The organism is Paenibacillus sp. AK121 (assembly GCF_019042715.1).
In the GTDB taxonomy this organism is placed as follows: domain Bacteria; phylum Bacillota; class Bacilli; order Paenibacillales; family Paenibacillaceae; genus Paenibacillus; species Paenibacillus polymyxa_C.
On record NZ_JAHPJM010000004.1, the window covers coordinates 374,770 to 391,254 of the forward strand.

A 16,485-nucleotide genomic window follows, 5' to 3' on the forward strand; every position below is an offset into this window, starting at 1 on the left:
GGAAAGCGACCGAGCGCTCTACACAGGAGCTTGTCAAGCTTGTACAACATCGTCAAGGATAGGTTTAGTTTACCCTTAATTGGTATATCTCCTAATTAGTGAGGGACAAAGGAATTGAAGTCGTCCCGACTAGACTGGTCTGCATGATAAAATACTATATCCCCATCCTGTAAATAAAAGGTGTGTCCGTATGGGTCCTTTATCTCTCTGCGATATCCTTCCAGTTGCCATTGGTTCAAAAGCGGGCCATTGATATATTGCAAATGTGGATGCTCGGTGTCCCCCTGACGGAGCGATTCCAAATTAAAACGAACCACTATAAAGCCTGTCTTCTTGAATAGATCTGTATGTTCGTTTAACTCCCTCTCTCGGCTTACATTACGTAAATCCGTCCCTTTGGTGACCGCGTACACATCGGCAGGCAGACTATACTCGCCATACCAGCGCTGAATCGCCGCATTCGCACGATCGGCATCCACCCCCTCCGGCAGGTCTGTCTTAGGACCGATCAAGGTACGTACAGCCGCAGGCAGCACCAGCCAGTCGTAGCGTCCAACCCAGGTCTTGCTGCGTGTGATACGCTGGGCATACAGCGCCACATAACGTTCCAGCGTTAACTGACTCCGCTCTGCTTCACTCAGTCCATGTTGATATTGGTAGGCTGCTGTATCCTTCATTTCCTCCATAGGGACATTGCGTAGCCGTTCGTTCAAAATAACATATCGCTTCTCCCGGTCCTCCGCCGATCCTACACGGATAAACTTTCGGCTGCCTGCATGTGTATACAGATCTACCTCTTCCCGCTGTCGCCCATCTTTGCTCACCCAATAAAATGAAGGGGTAATGCGAATTCCATCCCGGGCGCTGAACATATTGCCTTTGGTTTTGAGGTCAAACTTGAAATGATAGCCTGTCTTGACCGCCACATTTGCGTACCCTTCAAATGGATGACTGCCGGGGCGAACAGGCAATGTGAAGGGCTCCGGGTTCCCTCTAGGCAACCCGTCAATATTGCCAAGTCCTGTCCAATAGGACAGGCCACTATGCAGTGGGCTTCCTTTTTGCAGTCGAAATACACGCTCCCAATGGTAATCTGCAATATCCGTGATATGAAAATCATACATCCGTCCGATGACCTCAATATTCACCACATCATTGGCAACATGATGAGCGAGATTTGTGTTGGCATGGTGCTGCTCGGTGAATCCATCCGGTGCATTTTCGGCAATGGTGCGGAACTCGACTGTATAATTGCCTTCATCGACCCATACGGGCAAATAAAAGTCTGTGTCCAGCTGTAGTACCGGAATGTCGATCCAGGTACCTCGCGGATAAAAATGCGTCTTTCCTTTGTCGTACACATCGAATGGAAAGCGCACCTGCTTGGTTCGTACATATTTGGCATACTCCCGATCACCATAGCCGGGAATATTCAAATGCGGACCTGCTGTCGAAATCGTGACTCGGAAAGGACGCTCCAAAATAAGTGCGGATCGTCCCTTCGTAGGTTGGGTTTTCTGATTGTGAGCAGCATCATCCGACACTGTAGACAGATTCACTACGGGAGTGTGGACAGTCACTGTATTGATCCCCTGTATCGGCAACGTTTTATCCGCACCTCCATTGATATTTCCTTTGAGAATAGCGTAAGTGATGTCACCACTGCTGGGCGTGTCGGGCTTATTCATCTTATGCTTATCAATCACATGATTCGGACTGTACAGCACATCGGCCCCAATCGCTCCAGAAGAGGGAATCACACCTGGTTTAGGGCCATTTACCTTGACGCGCTCTGGATTCATAATGATCTTGTTTTCAAAGGTCAAAGTATCGTTCTCCACTTCAATTTCCTTAACTGCCTCCTCTGCCTTAGATTTCAGTACACTGCGATCATCAGGCACACTGGGCTTGCTGCTGCCGCCGTTTTTGCTACGACTACCTCCATCCACTGTCCCTGGTGCAGGGGGCGGATAAAAGTTACCCTGGGTCGCCGCAATATAGGAAGGGGGATTATAGGATTGCGGAAACAGGGTGATTGCTTCATTGGGTAACGCATAGTTTCGGAGTGAAGCCTCTTTAATACCATATACCTCCAAATTGTCTATCTTCCAATAGGAGTACGGACGGACGATTTGGTAAGTATAAGTTCGCTTCACCGTCTCATTCCGCCGAGATTTTTTCTTAGGCCGCCAGGTCAACCGATATTCCCGTTTTACGTTCACCGTATATGTACACTGACCCGTCATGTTCACAAACTTATGTTGAAAAAGATATCTCTTGGCTTGCACATGACCGTACAGGCTTTCAGAGGTAGGAATACCTTTGGATACGTCAAATCGTTCCCGACCACGCTGGTCCGCTTTGATCACGGCAGATACTACTGGGTCCAGTTCGGCAGTTTCCAAGCGCAGACCTGGAACGGGACGGGAGCAGACAACACCTTTCGTTGGCTGTTCATTATCTTGGCAATTTGAGGGCGCTCCCTCTTGGCTTTCTCCAGGCTTCGGACAGCCCTGAGCTTCTTTGTAATACAAGTAAGCGGTAAACTGTTCAAAAGAACCGTCATAGGTAAACCCAGGTACAATCCCCGGCAAAATATCTCCGCTTGGCGGTTTACCTGTCGTGCTTTTCTTGTAACCCACATACTCATATTTCGGATTGGTTGGCGGGATGAAGTCATACGGTTGATTAGGTTTTAGTTCATCTTCTATTGGTGTAAATACGTTGTTAAGCGACTTCCCTTCAGTTGTAAAATGCTTGACGATGAGTGCGCTCTCTAGTTCGATTTTGAATAAAATGGGCTGGTAGATGCGGTATGCTTCTACTTCCTTGGCACAGGTAGGGCAGCTCTCTTCCTTGATGTTTTTAGGTTGAGTTATCGCATTCAATTTTATATTCACCGTGATTGGAATAATAGTTGTATCCGTTCCAACTCCATTTATTTTGAAGGCACGAATGTCGTCTTCCTTCGTGCCATCACTTACATAATCTACATACTCAATGTATTCATCAGACCGAGACTTGGAAAAATACTTTTTATAATCAGGATTATTTTTGTTGACTTCTGCTGCTGGATTATACAATTTTGCTGCTACGCTCTTAATCTTACGACCAGGAAAATTAAATTTGTACGTGAACTTCGCCTCACCGTGCATCCCTTTTCCTGGCTCTTTGCCACCATCGGTAACCCATTTACCAGCAGTGTTCATCCACATGTCGAAGTACATCATGCCAACAAAGTAGCGAGCATTCCTGTCTGCATAGTAGGACAGCGGTGTTATTTCTGTTTCGGCTACTGCCTTATCTGTGGGAAAAGAAAAAGGTGGGAGCTGCAAGAACAGCAGTACCCCCACCAGCAATGCGGCCAAAATGCGTTTTGTGTTCTTCATTTGCCTAATTTCCCTTCCACGGGTTAACCATCAGCGGAATATAACCATCGCCTTGCAAGCGAAATCCTATGTACTCAATGTCTTCCAACTTGAAAGACTTATAATCTTTAATTCCCTGGAAAAGCTCATCTGCAGACGAATAAATCGGGTAATAAATCATTTTTGTACCATCACCGTTGTCCTCTGTCAGCTCATCCAATGGAGGACGAAGACGTGCATTCTTGTTCTTAGTCAGGTAGAAAATACTGGCTGCTGTACCCGAACTTGTTTTTACTCTCATTCGTAGATAAGGAACACCTTTAGGTGTCGTGTAAGATTCAACAGAATAAATTTCTCGTAGTAGCTTAGTAGGCAGATCAGATTGTTTGAAAATAACCACTTTCTCGTATCTAGTACCATTAACCACGTTCTTCATAAGATTGGGTATTGTACCAATCGCCTTTTTATACGGCTCAATACTCACCGCCTGATGCCCTGTATCCTCTAACGCAGCGATTTCCTTCTTCCCAATCCAGACCCAGCGGCTGACCTTATCCCATTCTACCGTCTGTCCCAAACCCTCACTCACTAACCGCAGTGGTACAAAAGTACGGTTTTGCTTCAAAATAATCTTCGTTTCATACGTTTTGGTCTGCCCATCCACGGTAGCGGTGTTTTGCCCCACTGTCATATTAACGGCATGTGCATCATTTTTTATCGACACAGCTAATTGGCCGCCAGTTTTCTCCCAGCCCACCTTAGCACCCAATGCCTCGGATACAAACCGGATGGGAACCATTACATAATCGTTACCATCCTGAAAAGGTTTGGCATCCGGGAACTGTATTTTTTTCGCATTTAATAAGACTTCAATTGGTTTGGTGCTACTTGCCGCCTCCGTCGTTGGAATCGTACTTGTCCCGCCCCATAGCAACGCGACTGCGGTCAAACTCAACACCCATTTTTTCATACTCATCTCTCGATCCCCTTTGTCTGCTTAAACTTTTAAACTATGTATATCATCTCTAATCTCATAAACTGTTCGCATCCCCACTTTCGGAAAATACTGGATACAACTTATATATTATAGGGTTTCCCAATTACAAAATCTATAAGAAAAATAACTAATATAACTACTCTAAAAATCATTTCCTATGAGAAACCTCTCCCTCTAAATCATAGAATGGCCTCCTTATTTAACTTATATCTTCCGCAAAATCTCAACAAAAAAGGGCTGCCTCTCCCCTATGAAGGAAGAAACAGCCCGTGTGCTTCACGCGCAAAAACTATGAAAATATCAGTTCATATCCTATGGATTGATCCAGCATCATCCAATATTTCTTACATCATAAATCATTACTGGTTAAAAATCAAACGTTACTTTTTCTCACGAAACAGCTCAAAAAATCATTCATGTACACCTGGACTCCCAGCTTGATATAGCTGCTCATACACGTCCTTGTTGACCATCCTCAGCCCAAACAATCTGCGGATACGCTGTCCCGGCTTGGCTTTGAAGGTCACTGTGGCTATATCCTTACCCTCCAGATATGCAGCTGGAATAGCGGCATTCACGTTGTAAAACTTATCAGCCTCATCAAATCCTTCACTAAAATGCTCAAGCAGATGACCGTTAATCAAAATGTCAAAATCACAGTTTGGCATTTCCAGCGTAGCCGTGTAGGTGATCACCAGCAGCATCGGAGCAACAGGATCTGTCTTCAAATCGAAAGAGAACCAGCCGTCAATTCCCGCATTCCGGTAAGGTCGGTTATTCACATATCCGGTGCGAGTCGAAGCATCTCCTTGAAAGTTATGATCCCGTTCCGGCTGCATTTCTCCGGGTTGGGCAAAGTCAATCGTGCACTGCTCCAGAATCGCCAGCTTTTCGCGTGCTGCTGTGTATTCCTTTTCCGCCTCCTGCCACGCTTCTTTCGTAAAAATGTCCCAATAGACAGAATACGTACGGTCATGCATTTTATACAGCGGAGACAGTTCCACATCTCGGGGATGCCCTGTATTCCAGGTACGGAATGTATTCGTTTTGCCCTCCATAGGCTGTATCCAATGATCCAGTTCTTCTGTTGGAGGAATGAATACCGGGGTGTACAGGAACTCTTTAGCTTTAGGATCTTCTAAGGGGCCTAGATCGCCTGCCAGCACCAGCGGTCCATACATGACAGCCGACCGATCCGGGTTATCCGGCATCTGCTCCAGTCTGAGCGACATCGGAATTGTCACCTCTACAACATCCCCATCAAGCCAGGTTCTAGCGATTGAGACAAAACTGCCCGGTTCCGATGCAACCGACTGTTCCTTGCCGTTTACACAGATAGTGATCCCTTTTTCGGCCCAATAAGGATAGCGGATGAGCAGCATAAATGATGCAGGTTGATCGCATTGAATTTTCAGCGTAGTATGATCCGTGTCTGGATAGGACGTAGTTTGTTTTAGAGTGACACCTGTATCCTTCCATGCCAGCGTGGAAGCAATGAACTGATTGACATACAGCTTATCGTGATCGTGAAAATATATGCCACTGCCGTAGCTCGCATGGTTTTCCATTCCTGTGCCGACACAGCACGTAAAATCATCGAATTTACTTTCAAAATGCTTGTGTCCGCCCATAGCGAGCGACAGAAAATAAGTAACGCCCCCGTGGACCGGGTCCTGCGAGGCTAAAATATGATTGAATAGACCCCGCTCATAAAAGTCCGCTTCCTTGGCGGAAACATTCCACTGGAACAGATGATTAGTCAGCTTTAGCATGTTATAGGTGTTACACGTCTCCGTTGTATGCGGTCCGATGCGATCATTCAAGCCATCTGGCGCGCCAAAATATTCTCCAAAGCTATTGCCCCCAATGACATACGAATGATGATCCACCACCCGCTCCCAAAAAAACTCCACTGTCTTCCGGCGCTTCGTGTCATTCGTGAGCTCATATTCCTTGGCAAGTCCGATTAGCTTCGGAATCTGTGTATTGGCGTGAATGCCCTGTAAACAATCCTCCTGTGAGCTAAGCGGGTCCAGCACCAGCTTGTGCCAGAAGCACTCAGCCAACTGCAAGTAGCGCCCTTCCCCGGTATCCGCATACAAATCCGCCAATACCTCATTCATGCCTCCATATTCGCAAAACATCATCTGCTGCAGCTGCTCATCGTTCATCGGCTTCAAAATTTCTTCGAGCCAGTCCGCCAATTTGCACTCTACATCTAATGCCTTGTCACAGCCTGTCAAATGATATGCGTCACGCAGACCAGCGAATAACTTGTGTAATGTATACAAAGGAGCCCAGGCACCGTTCAGGTCAAATCCCTTCGAACGAATATTTCCGGCAGACACCTCTTCAAAAAGTTCCTTTCCCCCGGGAATACCGGATACATATCCGTCACCATGCGCCGCCTGGCAAACATCCAGTTCATCCGTAATGTAATGTGCGATCTCCTTAAAACGCTCATCGCCCGTTGAAGCAAACATCATAGAGCAAGCGGACAAATAATGTCCCAGCGTATGCCCAGAAATAGTCATCGCTTCCCAGCCTTCATATTGAGGCGCTTTGGGCGCAAGCCCGGCATATTCCCGAAACCGCGCCAGCAGACGATCAGGCTGAAGCTCCAACAGATAAGATCGGTTGAGCTCCATCGCCTGTTTGAATGGACCTTCAGCCAATACCACCTCGTTCAATGCGAACGGCCTCGCTTTCATATGGGCCTTTGCTTTAAGAGTCATCTTCCGTTCCTCCCTTTAAGGCAAATTTGGGATAAAAAACGTATATCCAACCTCACGAGCCGTTACGCACCGCTGCCAGAAGAGAAGTGATCCCACTGCTGGTACAGCTGTGTTCTCGCTTCTGTTATGCCGGGATGAAACTGAATCAGCGCATGTTTCCGTGCAAAATGAACCCCACGGATCGCTTCCTGTACCCGTTGTTCCCCGCCTGCTCCGCCAAGTCCAGCAGCATGGATCATAGAAGCGGCTGCTAATCGCCCTTGAGCCATGGCGACCAGTCCGCTTTCAATGCCGGTAACATTGCCGGCAACGTACAGCCCTTTGAGCGAGGTTTCCATTCGCTCACCATGTAGTGGAACATGCCCGCCCAGTTCAGGGCTGTATACGAATTTGCATCCGGCTACCGCCGCCAGCTCGGCGAGCGGATACAAACCGCCGCTCAGCGCCACAAAGTCGGCGGGTTCGACGCGCTCGCTGCCGGCAATCGGCGAGCCGTCTGGTTTAACGTGGACCAGGGTCACGGATTCGACCCGGTCTTGCCCGTTGACGGACTTCACTGCTGTCCGCAAACGGATCGGGATATCCCACAGACGGAAGCCTCTGTGGGGATAGCAGCGCGCGATGAGCTTCTCCATCCGCATCGTCGCTGCCAGCTTGCCGCCGGCGCGCATCCAGGCGGCCGGGGCCAGCCCCGACAGCTGAAGCAGCAGCTTTACGGAGGCTGTCGGATCTGCCGCTGCACCAGCCAGCGGACCCGCGCACGGCAGTGTAATCGCCGCCACCTTCACCCCGGCGACGGACAGCTCGCGGGCAATCGCCATAGACAATACGTTCATGCCTACGATGATGCCGCGCTCTCCCGGTTTGACGTAATGAACGTTAGTCAGCACCTGCGCAGCCCCGATGGACATTACACCCGGCAACGTCCAGCCATCCAGCGGAACAGGAATCTCAGCAGCTCCGGTCGCCAGCAATACGTACTCAGCAGTGAACAATCCATAGGAAGTGGATATTTCCCACGTAGTCGTATATTCCATACCATGTACGGACACGCCACAGCGAATGTCCACCCCAAGCTCCTCGCAACGGGTAATCAGCTCATCTGAAACATGCTTTCCGATCCACCAGCCTTGACTGCCTTCCTCATGATATTGCCCGGGCATACGTCCACCCGGCTCAGTAAACTCATCCAATACCGTGACGGGCAATCCTTGTTCAGCAGCCGATGCCGCTGCGGATAGTCCTGCCGGACCTGCGCCAATGACGATGAGATGTGCCATTTTATTCATGTCACAATTCTCCCTGTGATTTCATTCGAAAGCTGCCGTCCGGTTTCCACCACCATACCTTCTTCCAACTTGGTCAGGCAGGAACGAACCGTACCGAACGGATGAACCGTCAGACGGCATTCGTTACAATGCCCAATGGCGCAGTATACGCCCCTGGCTGTACCTGATTCCTCATGCCTTCTCAGCAAACGGACACCGCTGGCGAGCAGCGCTGCTGCCAATGGCTCTCCAGCCAATCCCTGCATGGGACGACCGTCAAACATGAAAGATACCCGCCTCCGCTCTGGCTTGGGTCCCAAAATCGGATGATTTACGATACGTGCACGGCTCATGGGGAACCTCCTTCTGCCAGCTGACCGAACGTTACGGGACGCACCGGAGGCCTTTGTGATAACAGCTCTGCCTCCCGGCGGGCGGCAGGAACCTGATTGTAAAACCATGACTCCACCAATTGTCGGCATATCCTGCCCTGGCATGCCCCCATGGTCACCCGTGTAGCCATTTTAAGCTGACGCACGGTGTCCACGCCCATGCGGCAGGCCTGCTCCATCTGTGCAATACTCACTTCTTCACATCGACACACAAGCACATGACCTGACGCGCCAAACGTTTTTGATTGCACATCCGGAGATTCAGCATACTGATTTTCTGCGTATTGATTTTCTGCATACTGGGTCTCTTCCCCCTGCACTTCCGCCCCAACCGTTTCACTTTGTCCCGTCGTGCGTTTACGCATAGCTGATAGCACAGGTTTTAATCACTGAATAAAAATCCAGCGCCGCCTGACCCTGTTCCCGGGTATGTGAGCTTGACTGCTTCAGACCACCAAACGGAGCCTGATATTCAACACCTGCCGTCTCCTGATTGACTCGTACCATTCCCGCATCCGCTTCATCCAGAAATCGATGAGCAAGCCGCAAATCGCGGGTGAACAGGGAAGCGCTTAGCCCGTAAATAGAATCATTGCACAGCCGAATCGCATCCTCGAAGTCGTCCGCCTGCATGACACTGGTGACTGGGCCAAAAACCTCCTCTTGAATCAAAGGGTGGGACGAATCTACTCCAGTCGTCAACAATGGACGCACATAATAACCGTTATCTGTCCCGGCGACTGCTCCACCTTCCGCCAAAATGTCGGCTTCCCGGCGGGCCAGCGATACATAAGACATGACCTTCTCGTACTGACTCTTCGATGCCACAGGTCCAAGATAAGCACCGGGGTCGAGCGCTGGGGCGACCTGGATTTTTTCTACCGCTTGGCATAACGCTTCCGTGAACGTCTCATAGACAGACCGTTCTACAATCACTCGGCTGGTGGCTGTGCATTTTTGCCCGGCTGATCGAAAGGCACCGCTGACAATCATCGCCACCGCCTGCGACACATCTGCGTCCTTCAGCACCACAGCGGCATTTTTACCGCCCATCTCGGTCTGGTATTTAATATTCCGACGTGCGCACCGTTCGGCAATGCCCAAACCTGTAGCGGTAGAACCCGTGAAGCTGACCGCATCCAGCGCTGGATGCTCCAGCAAGGCATTGCCTATACGATTCCCCTGCCCAATGGCGAGATTCAATACGCCAGGCGGAAGCTGCACCGCCTCGAATAGCTCAGCAATCCGTACTGCGGTTAATGAAGCATGTTCAGCAGGCTTCCAAATGACCGTATTGCCGCACAAGAGTGCAGGGGCCATTTTCCACAGCGGAATCGCTACCGGGAAATTCCACGGCGTTATGACAGCCGTTACGCCCAGCGGAATGCGCTTTGTGTATTGGAGCACTCCCGACTCATTCGAAGGAATAACTGTACCGATGGAACGTACACCCTCTGCCGCATAGTATCGGAGCAGGTGGACACCTCGCATCACCTCTCCGCGCATCTCGGTAATTGGCTTGCCCATTTCCCGGCTGGCCAGCTCAGCCAGTTCAGGTACGGCTGTCTCCAGTAATCCGGCTGCTTTGAACAAATAAGCTCCCCGTGCTGCCGGACTTAATGCTGCCCATCCTGCTTGCGCCAGTCGTGCCGCTTCCCCGGCCTGTGTAATATCGTCCTTACCGGAAAAGTGGACAGCCCCCACCTCCTCCTTCAAAGCCGAAGGATTACGAACCACCATTGTGTCGCCGGAAGGACTTAGCCACTCACCGCCAATCCAATTTCGGCTCTCCATCGTCTTCACCCCCATTCAAGATGAAACCCCGCTCGGACGGACCGCCACCTCAAAAGCTTCACGAATACGGTCATAATCCGCCTGTGGCAACGCAAGTCTGGGTGGACGTGTTGGGCCGACCGGAAATCCAGCCAGCTCCATCATATATTTGATGGACTGCACCAATTGCGGACTGGCATCATAGTGGAACAGCGGCAATAGCCTGAGGTACAACGCGGACGCTTCCGCCACATTTCCCGCCTGCGCAAGCCGGAACAGCTCTACTCCTTCTTTCGGTAACGCATTAGGTACCCCCGAAATCCAGCCTGTCGCGCCGAACAATGCTCCCTCCATCGCCAGATTATCTACTCCGACCATGACCTCCAGCTCTGTCTGGTCCAAAATAGCGTGAATACGCCGTACATCACCGGAAAATTCCTTGACTGCTACGATATTTTCAATTCGCGACAAGTCTGCAAGAATATCTGGAGTCAAGTCAACCTTGTAATCATGGGGGTTGTTATACGCAATGATCGGCAACCCCACCTTCGACAATGCTTCATAATGAGCCGTTACCTCATGGGGCAGTGGATTGTAATTAATGGGCGGCAGCGCCATGACACCCGCTGCTCCGGCATCCTTGGCATGCTGTACCCAATGCACCGCCTGTTTAGTGGATGGAGCAGCCGAGCCGACTACAACAGGAACACGTCCCGCCGCAGCGTCAATGACCGTATGCACCACCTGCGACCGTTCCTCTGGCGATAAAGCAGCATACTCTCCCAGCGAGCCTGTAGGTACCAGGCCGCTAATGCCGCTTGCAATCAGATAATCGCACAGCTCGGTCAGACGCTTGTAGTCGACCTCCAGCTCTGCCGTGAACGGTGTAACCAAGGCCACATACACACCTTCAAAACGTGCCATATGCTCACCTACCCTTTCCCATTTTTATTTTCTTATTTAATTGCAAAATGCTCATATCAGCAAAAATCCTTCTCTCAGCGGGTCCTCAGGGTCCAGCACAAATTGATGATGTCCCGTCACCCATGCCGAACCTGTAATTTGCGGAATCACTGCCGGGTAAGGACCTACCTGCGTCTCGCCCATAATTTCAGCCCGAAACATGGAGCCTGTGATGCTTTCATGCACAAACACCTCATGCAAGCCTAGCTTTCCCTTGGCATGCAGCACCGCTACCTTGGCCGAGGTTCCTGTACCACAAGGAGAGCGGTCGATACCCCCTGGCGGAATGACGACAACATTGCGACAATCAGCCTGCGAGGCGACGGGTTCCCCGTAAAATTCAATATGTGTCAATCCTTGAATAACCGGATTTTCAGGATGTACTGCCTCAACAACTGCATTCACTGCCTCCCGAATCTGTACCGCTGTTCGTACAATTTTTGCTCCATTGCTCTGATTCAGTACAAGACCGATAGAAGCCGCCTCTATAATGCCGTAAAAGTTGCCTCCATAGGCAATATCAAGGGTAACTCGACCGATCCCCTCTACCTGAACCTTCACCTCACGGCGGTACACAAAGGAAGGGATGTTTGTGAACGTTACTTGTCTCACCTTACCCCCATCTACATCCAGCCGTGCTTGAACCGGGCCTGCCGGAGTGTCCAGCAATATAGATTTTTTATCCGCAGCAATTAGTCCGCCTTCCACTAGTGCCGTACATACGCCAATCGTATCGTGACCACACATTGGCAAATAGCCGCCTGTTTCTATAAAGACCACACCAATATCTGCATCTGGATGACAAGGTTCTGTTAAAATGCAGCCTGACATCACCTCATGACCACGCGGCTCGAACATCAGCAGACGGCGAAAATCATCATGATGCGTTGCCATATAAGTCATCTTTTCCAGCATCGTATGACCTACCAGTTTAGGCGCACCGTGGATGACTGTCCGCGTCGGATTGCCTCCCGTATGAGTATCAATCGTAGTAATTCTGCCCGCTACGCTCATCCTGTTACCTCCCCATGAACCTCGTGGCTGGTAAAAGCCTCTCCAAATCGGTCATAACGCAGCGGCTCTACCGGAATACAAGTGGGTTCGCCGCGTACCATCTCGGTCACCAGCTTCCCCGTAACCGCCGCAAGACTAATACCATCTCCTTCATGGCCTGAAGCGATGAATAGCCCCGGCACTTCATCCACTGCGGATACGATGGGCAAATGATCAGGGGTCCATGGACGCAAACCGGTATACGCCCTCATCAGCGGTACATTGGCCAAAGCAGGAAAAAAGCGAATGGCTCTGCGAGCGATTAAGCGAATCACCTGTTGATCGACACCTGTATCCATACCGACAAACTGACGGCTGCTGCCAATCAGAACGTTCTGTGATGCGGTGGGCTCGAATACCAGCGCTACACCGTATTTTTCATAAACCTCATCTACACTCCGCTGACCTCCGAACTTGCTCATCAGATAACCGAACTCCATCATCTTGCGGTTTCCGATTGAAGGCATTCGGGCAGACACCAGTATATGTCCTTTGCGCGGTATAATCGGAAGGTCTAAACCTAGCGAATGACCGATGCTGCGTGTCCATACACCTGCGGCCAACACTACTGCATCAGCATGGATTACACCATTTGGCGTCTCCACTCCGCAGGCGTTCCCCCTTTCGTCCTTGAGAACCGACCGTATCGGCATGCGCGGTAATAATCTGGCTCCCCTCCGACGCGCGGCCCTGGCCAGTGCATACGTCATCTGCACCGGATTCACGGTAGAATCTGTCGCACACTCCAGCCCACCCGGTAAATCTTTGGCCAAATGCGGCCATTCCTCTCGCAAATCCTGCTGATCCAGCATGCGAAACGGAAGCCCTTCCTGCTGCTGGCGGGTGACCCATTGCTCTGCGGCCTGCATCTCCTGGTCATTTTCACAGACCAGAATACTTCCAGGCGCACGATACTCGAATTCATCTTCCAGTTCCATAGCCAACTCTGCCACCAGCTTCTGCGATAGCAGTGACATCCGACTGTCAAACCCAGGCTCTTTGTCGATTGCCAGTATATTTCCGTCACAACGGGAAGAAGTGCCTCCAGCAATTTCCCCTCGTTCAGCCAGCACGACTTTCATACCAGATTTAGCCGCATAATAAGCGATGGCTGTACCGATGATTCCGCCGCCTACAATGACCAGATCCGCCGCATCGTGTTTCATTCGTTTCCCCTCCCTTCAACCATTTCAATCAGAATGCAAAAACAGTCAGATGGCTTGCCTAATGTCAGCCGCGTCTAGGGGCACTCATTACAGCTTGAGCGTAAAACTTTGTGTCACAGGCTTGCTCAGCTCGTCATAATCCCGCAGCTGTATGGTGAACGTATACGTCTTGTTGGCTGCTCCGCTGTCTGCTTTTCCGCTAATCGTTCCTGTAAAGCGGTCCAGTGTGAAGCCTGCGGGCAGTTGACCGCCTGTCACCGTCCAATCGTAAAAAGGTACGCCTCCCTTGGCTTCCAGCTTGGCTGTGTACGTTTTCCCTTTGACGGGTGCTGGCAGTTGCTTCGTCAAGATTTCTGGCGCGAGGAAAGGAGTGAGGTCCTTGCGCAGCGGCCAGCCTGCCTTTTCAGCTACGAGCAGCGAAAGCTTCGTGTTCATCCAGCGCCGGGTCGGGAACAGATGGCGCCAACCTCCATTTTGTCCGCTCAATCTATCGACTTCTGCAAGCTCTCCAGAGAGATGATAGCTGTCGTCCAATGCAGCCGGTCTGTGCTGATAAGCCATAATATCCGGGTCATTGCCAGCGGCTTCCTTCAGCGCCTTGACGCCTGGGAACGTGTCACTGAACACAATTGCATGACCGAATTCGTGCATGATCAGCCCATGCACATCCGTCACCTTGGACAGATCGGATTGATACCATTCTTCATCGTCCACCGATGTAAATGGAATGGCATCATCATAGAAATCCAGAATCAGACTATAGGAACGGTTTAAGTTCCCCGGAACGGTCACACCGTTACGTGTATGGTAATGACCGTTAGCTGCCGGAAAGCCCGTAGAATACGGCCCGTTTAGCCCCCTCATAAATACCCACATGCCTTTGTAGGGTTTGTTATTCGTCACCTGTATTTCATTTTGCCAATCATCTCCTGGCAGATGGTTTACTTCCGCGTTGGCAGGAACCTCATCAAACGGCTCCAGATCAAAGAAATAGAACCAGTCCTTCACTGCCAGCTCTGCGGCTTTTTTGGTAGCTGCATCATTGAAATAAGGCCTGATCGTATCGAATCTGTAGTCAAAATGGAGGGGGATTGTGGGTTCTTCATTATCGTCCTGATCCAGCACACGAATCGGAATGGACTGAGTGGTCGTGTGACCATCATTTCCAGCAACGGACATGGACAGTGTATAGTTCTCTGTTTCACCGTTTCCTCCAATCCGATCAGGATGGATGGCCAGCCGGAAATCCTTTTCCTCCTGCGCATTGGCAAAGGTCAGCGTTTTGCTTGCTCCTTGGGCCGACAACGTACTTGGCAAATCCATCATCAGCCGGGACGTGCCTTGCGCTTTTAACGTAACAGTTAACGGAAAAGCGGCATTTGCAGGCGGCTTCACTTTTAGCTTCACATAGGGGTTTGCCAGATACCCTTGCCAATCGACCAGATCTATACCATAATCGTTCACCGTCCGGCTAAAGATGTCGATGACTTTTACATCCGACTCTGCCTCGGCATAAGCCTGTTGCCCCGGAAGAGCTGGTGTCAAAGCCACAATGAGAGAAGATGCCAGTGTGGTCAGCCATACTTTGGTTTTCCTTTTATGCGTGTTCATTTGATCCCTCCATATCGTTTTGGGTTGACTTGCAAACTATCGATAGTTTTATAACAAAAGCAGCTCCTTGGGCGAGGAAGTCAGCACCTGGGCACCGTCATCTGTGATCAGCACATCGTCCTCAATCCGAACTCCGCCGAAACCCGGAATATAAATGCCCGGTTCCACGGTAATGACATGTCCTGGTACAAGTGCAGATTGGCTCTCAGGGGACAGCCGCACCTGCTCATGAATCTCCAAGCCAAAGCCGTGGCCCAATCCGTGACCAAACTGCTCTCCATAGCCATAGGAGGCAATCACATTCCGTCCCAGACGGTCTCCCTCCCGACCGCTCATGCCAGGCCGAAGTCCTGCAATCGTCGTCATATTTGCTTCCAGCACAATAGCATACAATTCCTCATGACGTTCTGACGGATTGCCGACAAATACGGTACGCGTAATATCAGATAGGTAACCGCGCACATTGGCACCAAAATCCATCGTGACAAACTCGTTCTGACCAATTTCCTTGTCGCTGGCCAATCCATGGGGCAGTGCCGAGCGTTCACCTGAAGCGACAATGAACGCAAAACCGCCTGATTCCGCGCCTGCGAGCCGGAGCTGATATTCCAGTTCCGCCGCAATTCGCCGCTCTGTAACTCCAGGCTGAATATAATTCAGCACCTCCGTAAAGGCAGCATCGGTAATACGCGCAGCTTCACGGATGGTGCGAATCTCTTCTTCGTCCTTCACATCACGCAGCCGTTCAATTACATCCTCCGTTTGCACGTACTCCAACGAGCCTATTGCGGCTTGAAGCTGTCCCGACTGTTGAAGTGAGACATGCCGGCTCTCCAACCCCAGTCTACGAACACCCAATTTACTTGTGAGATCAGCGATGGTCTGGAAGATTTGTGCCTCATGCCGAATAACTGAATATTCTGCTGCTTGATCTGTTGCCTGCAACATATAGCGGAAATCCGTCACCAAAAAAGCCTCTTCCTGCGTAACGAGCGCAATTCCGGCTGAGCCTGTAAATCCGGTCATATATCGTCGGTTGGGACCATGTGTAATCAGCAGTGCATCTATCCCTAGAGCCGGGAATTCCGAGCGTAACTGAGCCAGTCTGCCCGGAACACCCTGTAACCGTTTTGCTGAACCGTTGGGTTTATCCAAAGCT

General features: G+C 50.5%; 12 protein-coding genes. All 12 read right to left on the reverse strand.

Annotation, left to right across the window (positions count from 1 at the left end):
- Positions 1-95 precede the first annotated feature (95 nt).
- The 12 genes from KSP24_RS10500 to KSP24_RS10555 all read right to left on the reverse strand — a co-directional run bounded on the left by KSP24_RS10500 (position 96) and on the right by KSP24_RS10555 (position 16,481).
- A complete protein-coding gene (locus KSP24_RS10500) occupies positions 96-3,389 on the reverse strand; it encodes a DUF5704 domain-containing protein (RefSeq protein WP_216975090.1) in 3,294 nt (1,097 codons plus the stop codon).
- 4 nt (positions 3,390-3,393) lie between these two features.
- Positions 3,394-4,344, reverse strand: a complete 951-nt coding sequence (locus KSP24_RS10505; RefSeq protein ID WP_216975091.1) for a copper amine oxidase N-terminal domain-containing protein — start codon at positions 4,342-4,344, stop codon at positions 3,394-3,396.
- A 431-nt stretch (positions 4,345-4,775) separates the two neighbouring features.
- Entirely contained in the window at positions 4,776-7,100 is a 2,325-nt protein-coding gene (locus tag KSP24_RS10510; protein WP_216975092.1) for a glycoside hydrolase family 127 protein, read from the reverse strand.
- Between the two features lie 62 nt (positions 7,101-7,162).
- Entirely contained in the window at positions 7,163-8,389 is a 1,227-nt protein-coding gene (locus KSP24_RS10515) for an NAD(P)/FAD-dependent oxidoreductase (protein ID WP_216975093.1), read from the reverse strand.
- Positions 8,386-8,721: a (2Fe-2S)-binding protein gene (locus KSP24_RS10520; RefSeq protein WP_216975094.1), complete on the reverse strand. Its 336-nt coding sequence runs from the start codon at positions 8,719-8,721 to the stop codon at positions 8,386-8,388. Before KSP24_RS10520 ends, KSP24_RS10515 begins: the two co-directional genes overlap by 4 nt.
- Complete coding sequence (locus tag KSP24_RS10525) at positions 8,718-9,125, reverse strand: (2Fe-2S)-binding protein (RefSeq protein ID WP_216975095.1); 408 nt, start codon at positions 9,123-9,125, stop codon at positions 8,718-8,720. Before KSP24_RS10525 ends, KSP24_RS10520 begins: the two co-directional genes overlap by 4 nt.
- A complete protein-coding gene (locus tag KSP24_RS10530) occupies positions 9,118-10,554 on the reverse strand; it encodes an aldehyde dehydrogenase family protein (protein ID WP_216975096.1) in 1,437 nt (478 codons plus the stop codon). The genes KSP24_RS10525 and KSP24_RS10530 overlap by 8 nt, the downstream gene beginning before the upstream one ends.
- A 15-nt stretch (positions 10,555-10,569) precedes the next feature.
- Positions 10,570-11,457, reverse strand: coding sequence for a dihydrodipicolinate synthase family protein (locus tag KSP24_RS10535; protein ID WP_216975097.1), 888 nt, complete (start codon positions 11,455-11,457; stop codon positions 10,570-10,572).
- A gap of 51 nt (positions 11,458-11,508) precedes the next feature.
- Positions 11,509-12,510, reverse strand: coding sequence for a proline racemase family protein (locus KSP24_RS10540; protein WP_129548788.1), 1,002 nt, complete (start codon positions 12,508-12,510; stop codon positions 11,509-11,511).
- Positions 12,507-13,715, reverse strand: a complete 1,209-nt coding sequence (locus KSP24_RS10545) for an NAD(P)/FAD-dependent oxidoreductase (RefSeq protein WP_216975098.1) — start codon at positions 13,713-13,715, stop codon at positions 12,507-12,509. Before KSP24_RS10545 ends, KSP24_RS10540 begins: the two co-directional genes overlap by 4 nt.
- Before the next feature lie 87 nt (positions 13,716-13,802).
- Complete coding sequence (locus tag KSP24_RS10550) at positions 13,803-15,326, reverse strand: Ig domain-containing protein (protein WP_216975099.1); 1,524 nt, start codon at positions 15,324-15,326, stop codon at positions 13,803-13,805.
- A gap of 48 nt (positions 15,327-15,374) precedes the next feature.
- Entirely contained in the window at positions 15,375-16,481 is a 1,107-nt protein-coding gene (locus tag KSP24_RS10555; protein ID WP_129548785.1) for a M24 family metallopeptidase, read from the reverse strand.
- Between the last annotated feature and the right edge of the window lie 4 nt (positions 16,482-16,485).

Coding starts and splice junctions, on each gene's coding strand:
- KSP24_RS10500 (WP_216975090.1), bottom strand. CDS start 3,389: ATGAAGAACACAAAACGCATTTTGGCCGCATTGCTGGTGGGGGTACTG.
- KSP24_RS10510 (WP_216975092.1), bottom strand. CDS start 7,100: ATGACTCTTAAAGCAAAGGCCCATATGAAAGCGAGGCCGTTCGCATTG.
- KSP24_RS10535 (WP_216975097.1), bottom strand. CDS start 11,457: ATGGCACGTTTTGAAGGTGTGTATGTGGCCTTGGTTACACCGTTCACG.
- KSP24_RS10515 (WP_216975093.1), bottom strand. CDS start 8,389: ATGAATAAAATGGCACATCTCATCGTCATTGGCGCAGGTCCGGCAGGA.
- KSP24_RS10545 (WP_216975098.1), bottom strand. CDS start 13,715: ATGAAACACGATGCGGCGGATCTGGTCATTGTAGGCGGCGGAATCATC.
- KSP24_RS10520 (WP_216975094.1), bottom strand. CDS start 8,721: ATGAGCCGTGCACGTATCGTAAATCATCCGATTTTGGGACCCAAGCCA.
- KSP24_RS10525 (WP_216975095.1), bottom strand. CDS start 9,125: ATGCGTAAACGCACGACGGGACAAAGTGAAACGGTTGGGGCGGAAGTG.
- KSP24_RS10530 (WP_216975096.1), bottom strand. CDS start 10,554: ATGGAGAGCCGAAATTGGATTGGCGGTGAGTGGCTAAGTCCTTCCGGC.
- KSP24_RS10540 (WP_129548788.1), bottom strand. CDS start 12,510: ATGAGCGTAGCGGGCAGAATTACTACGATTGATACTCATACGGGAGGC.
- KSP24_RS10505 (WP_216975091.1), bottom strand. CDS start 4,344: ATGAGTATGAAAAAATGGGTGTTGAGTTTGACCGCAGTCGCGTTGCTA.
- KSP24_RS10550 (WP_216975099.1), bottom strand. CDS start 15,326: ATGAACACGCATAAAAGGAAAACCAAAGTATGGCTGACCACACTGGCA.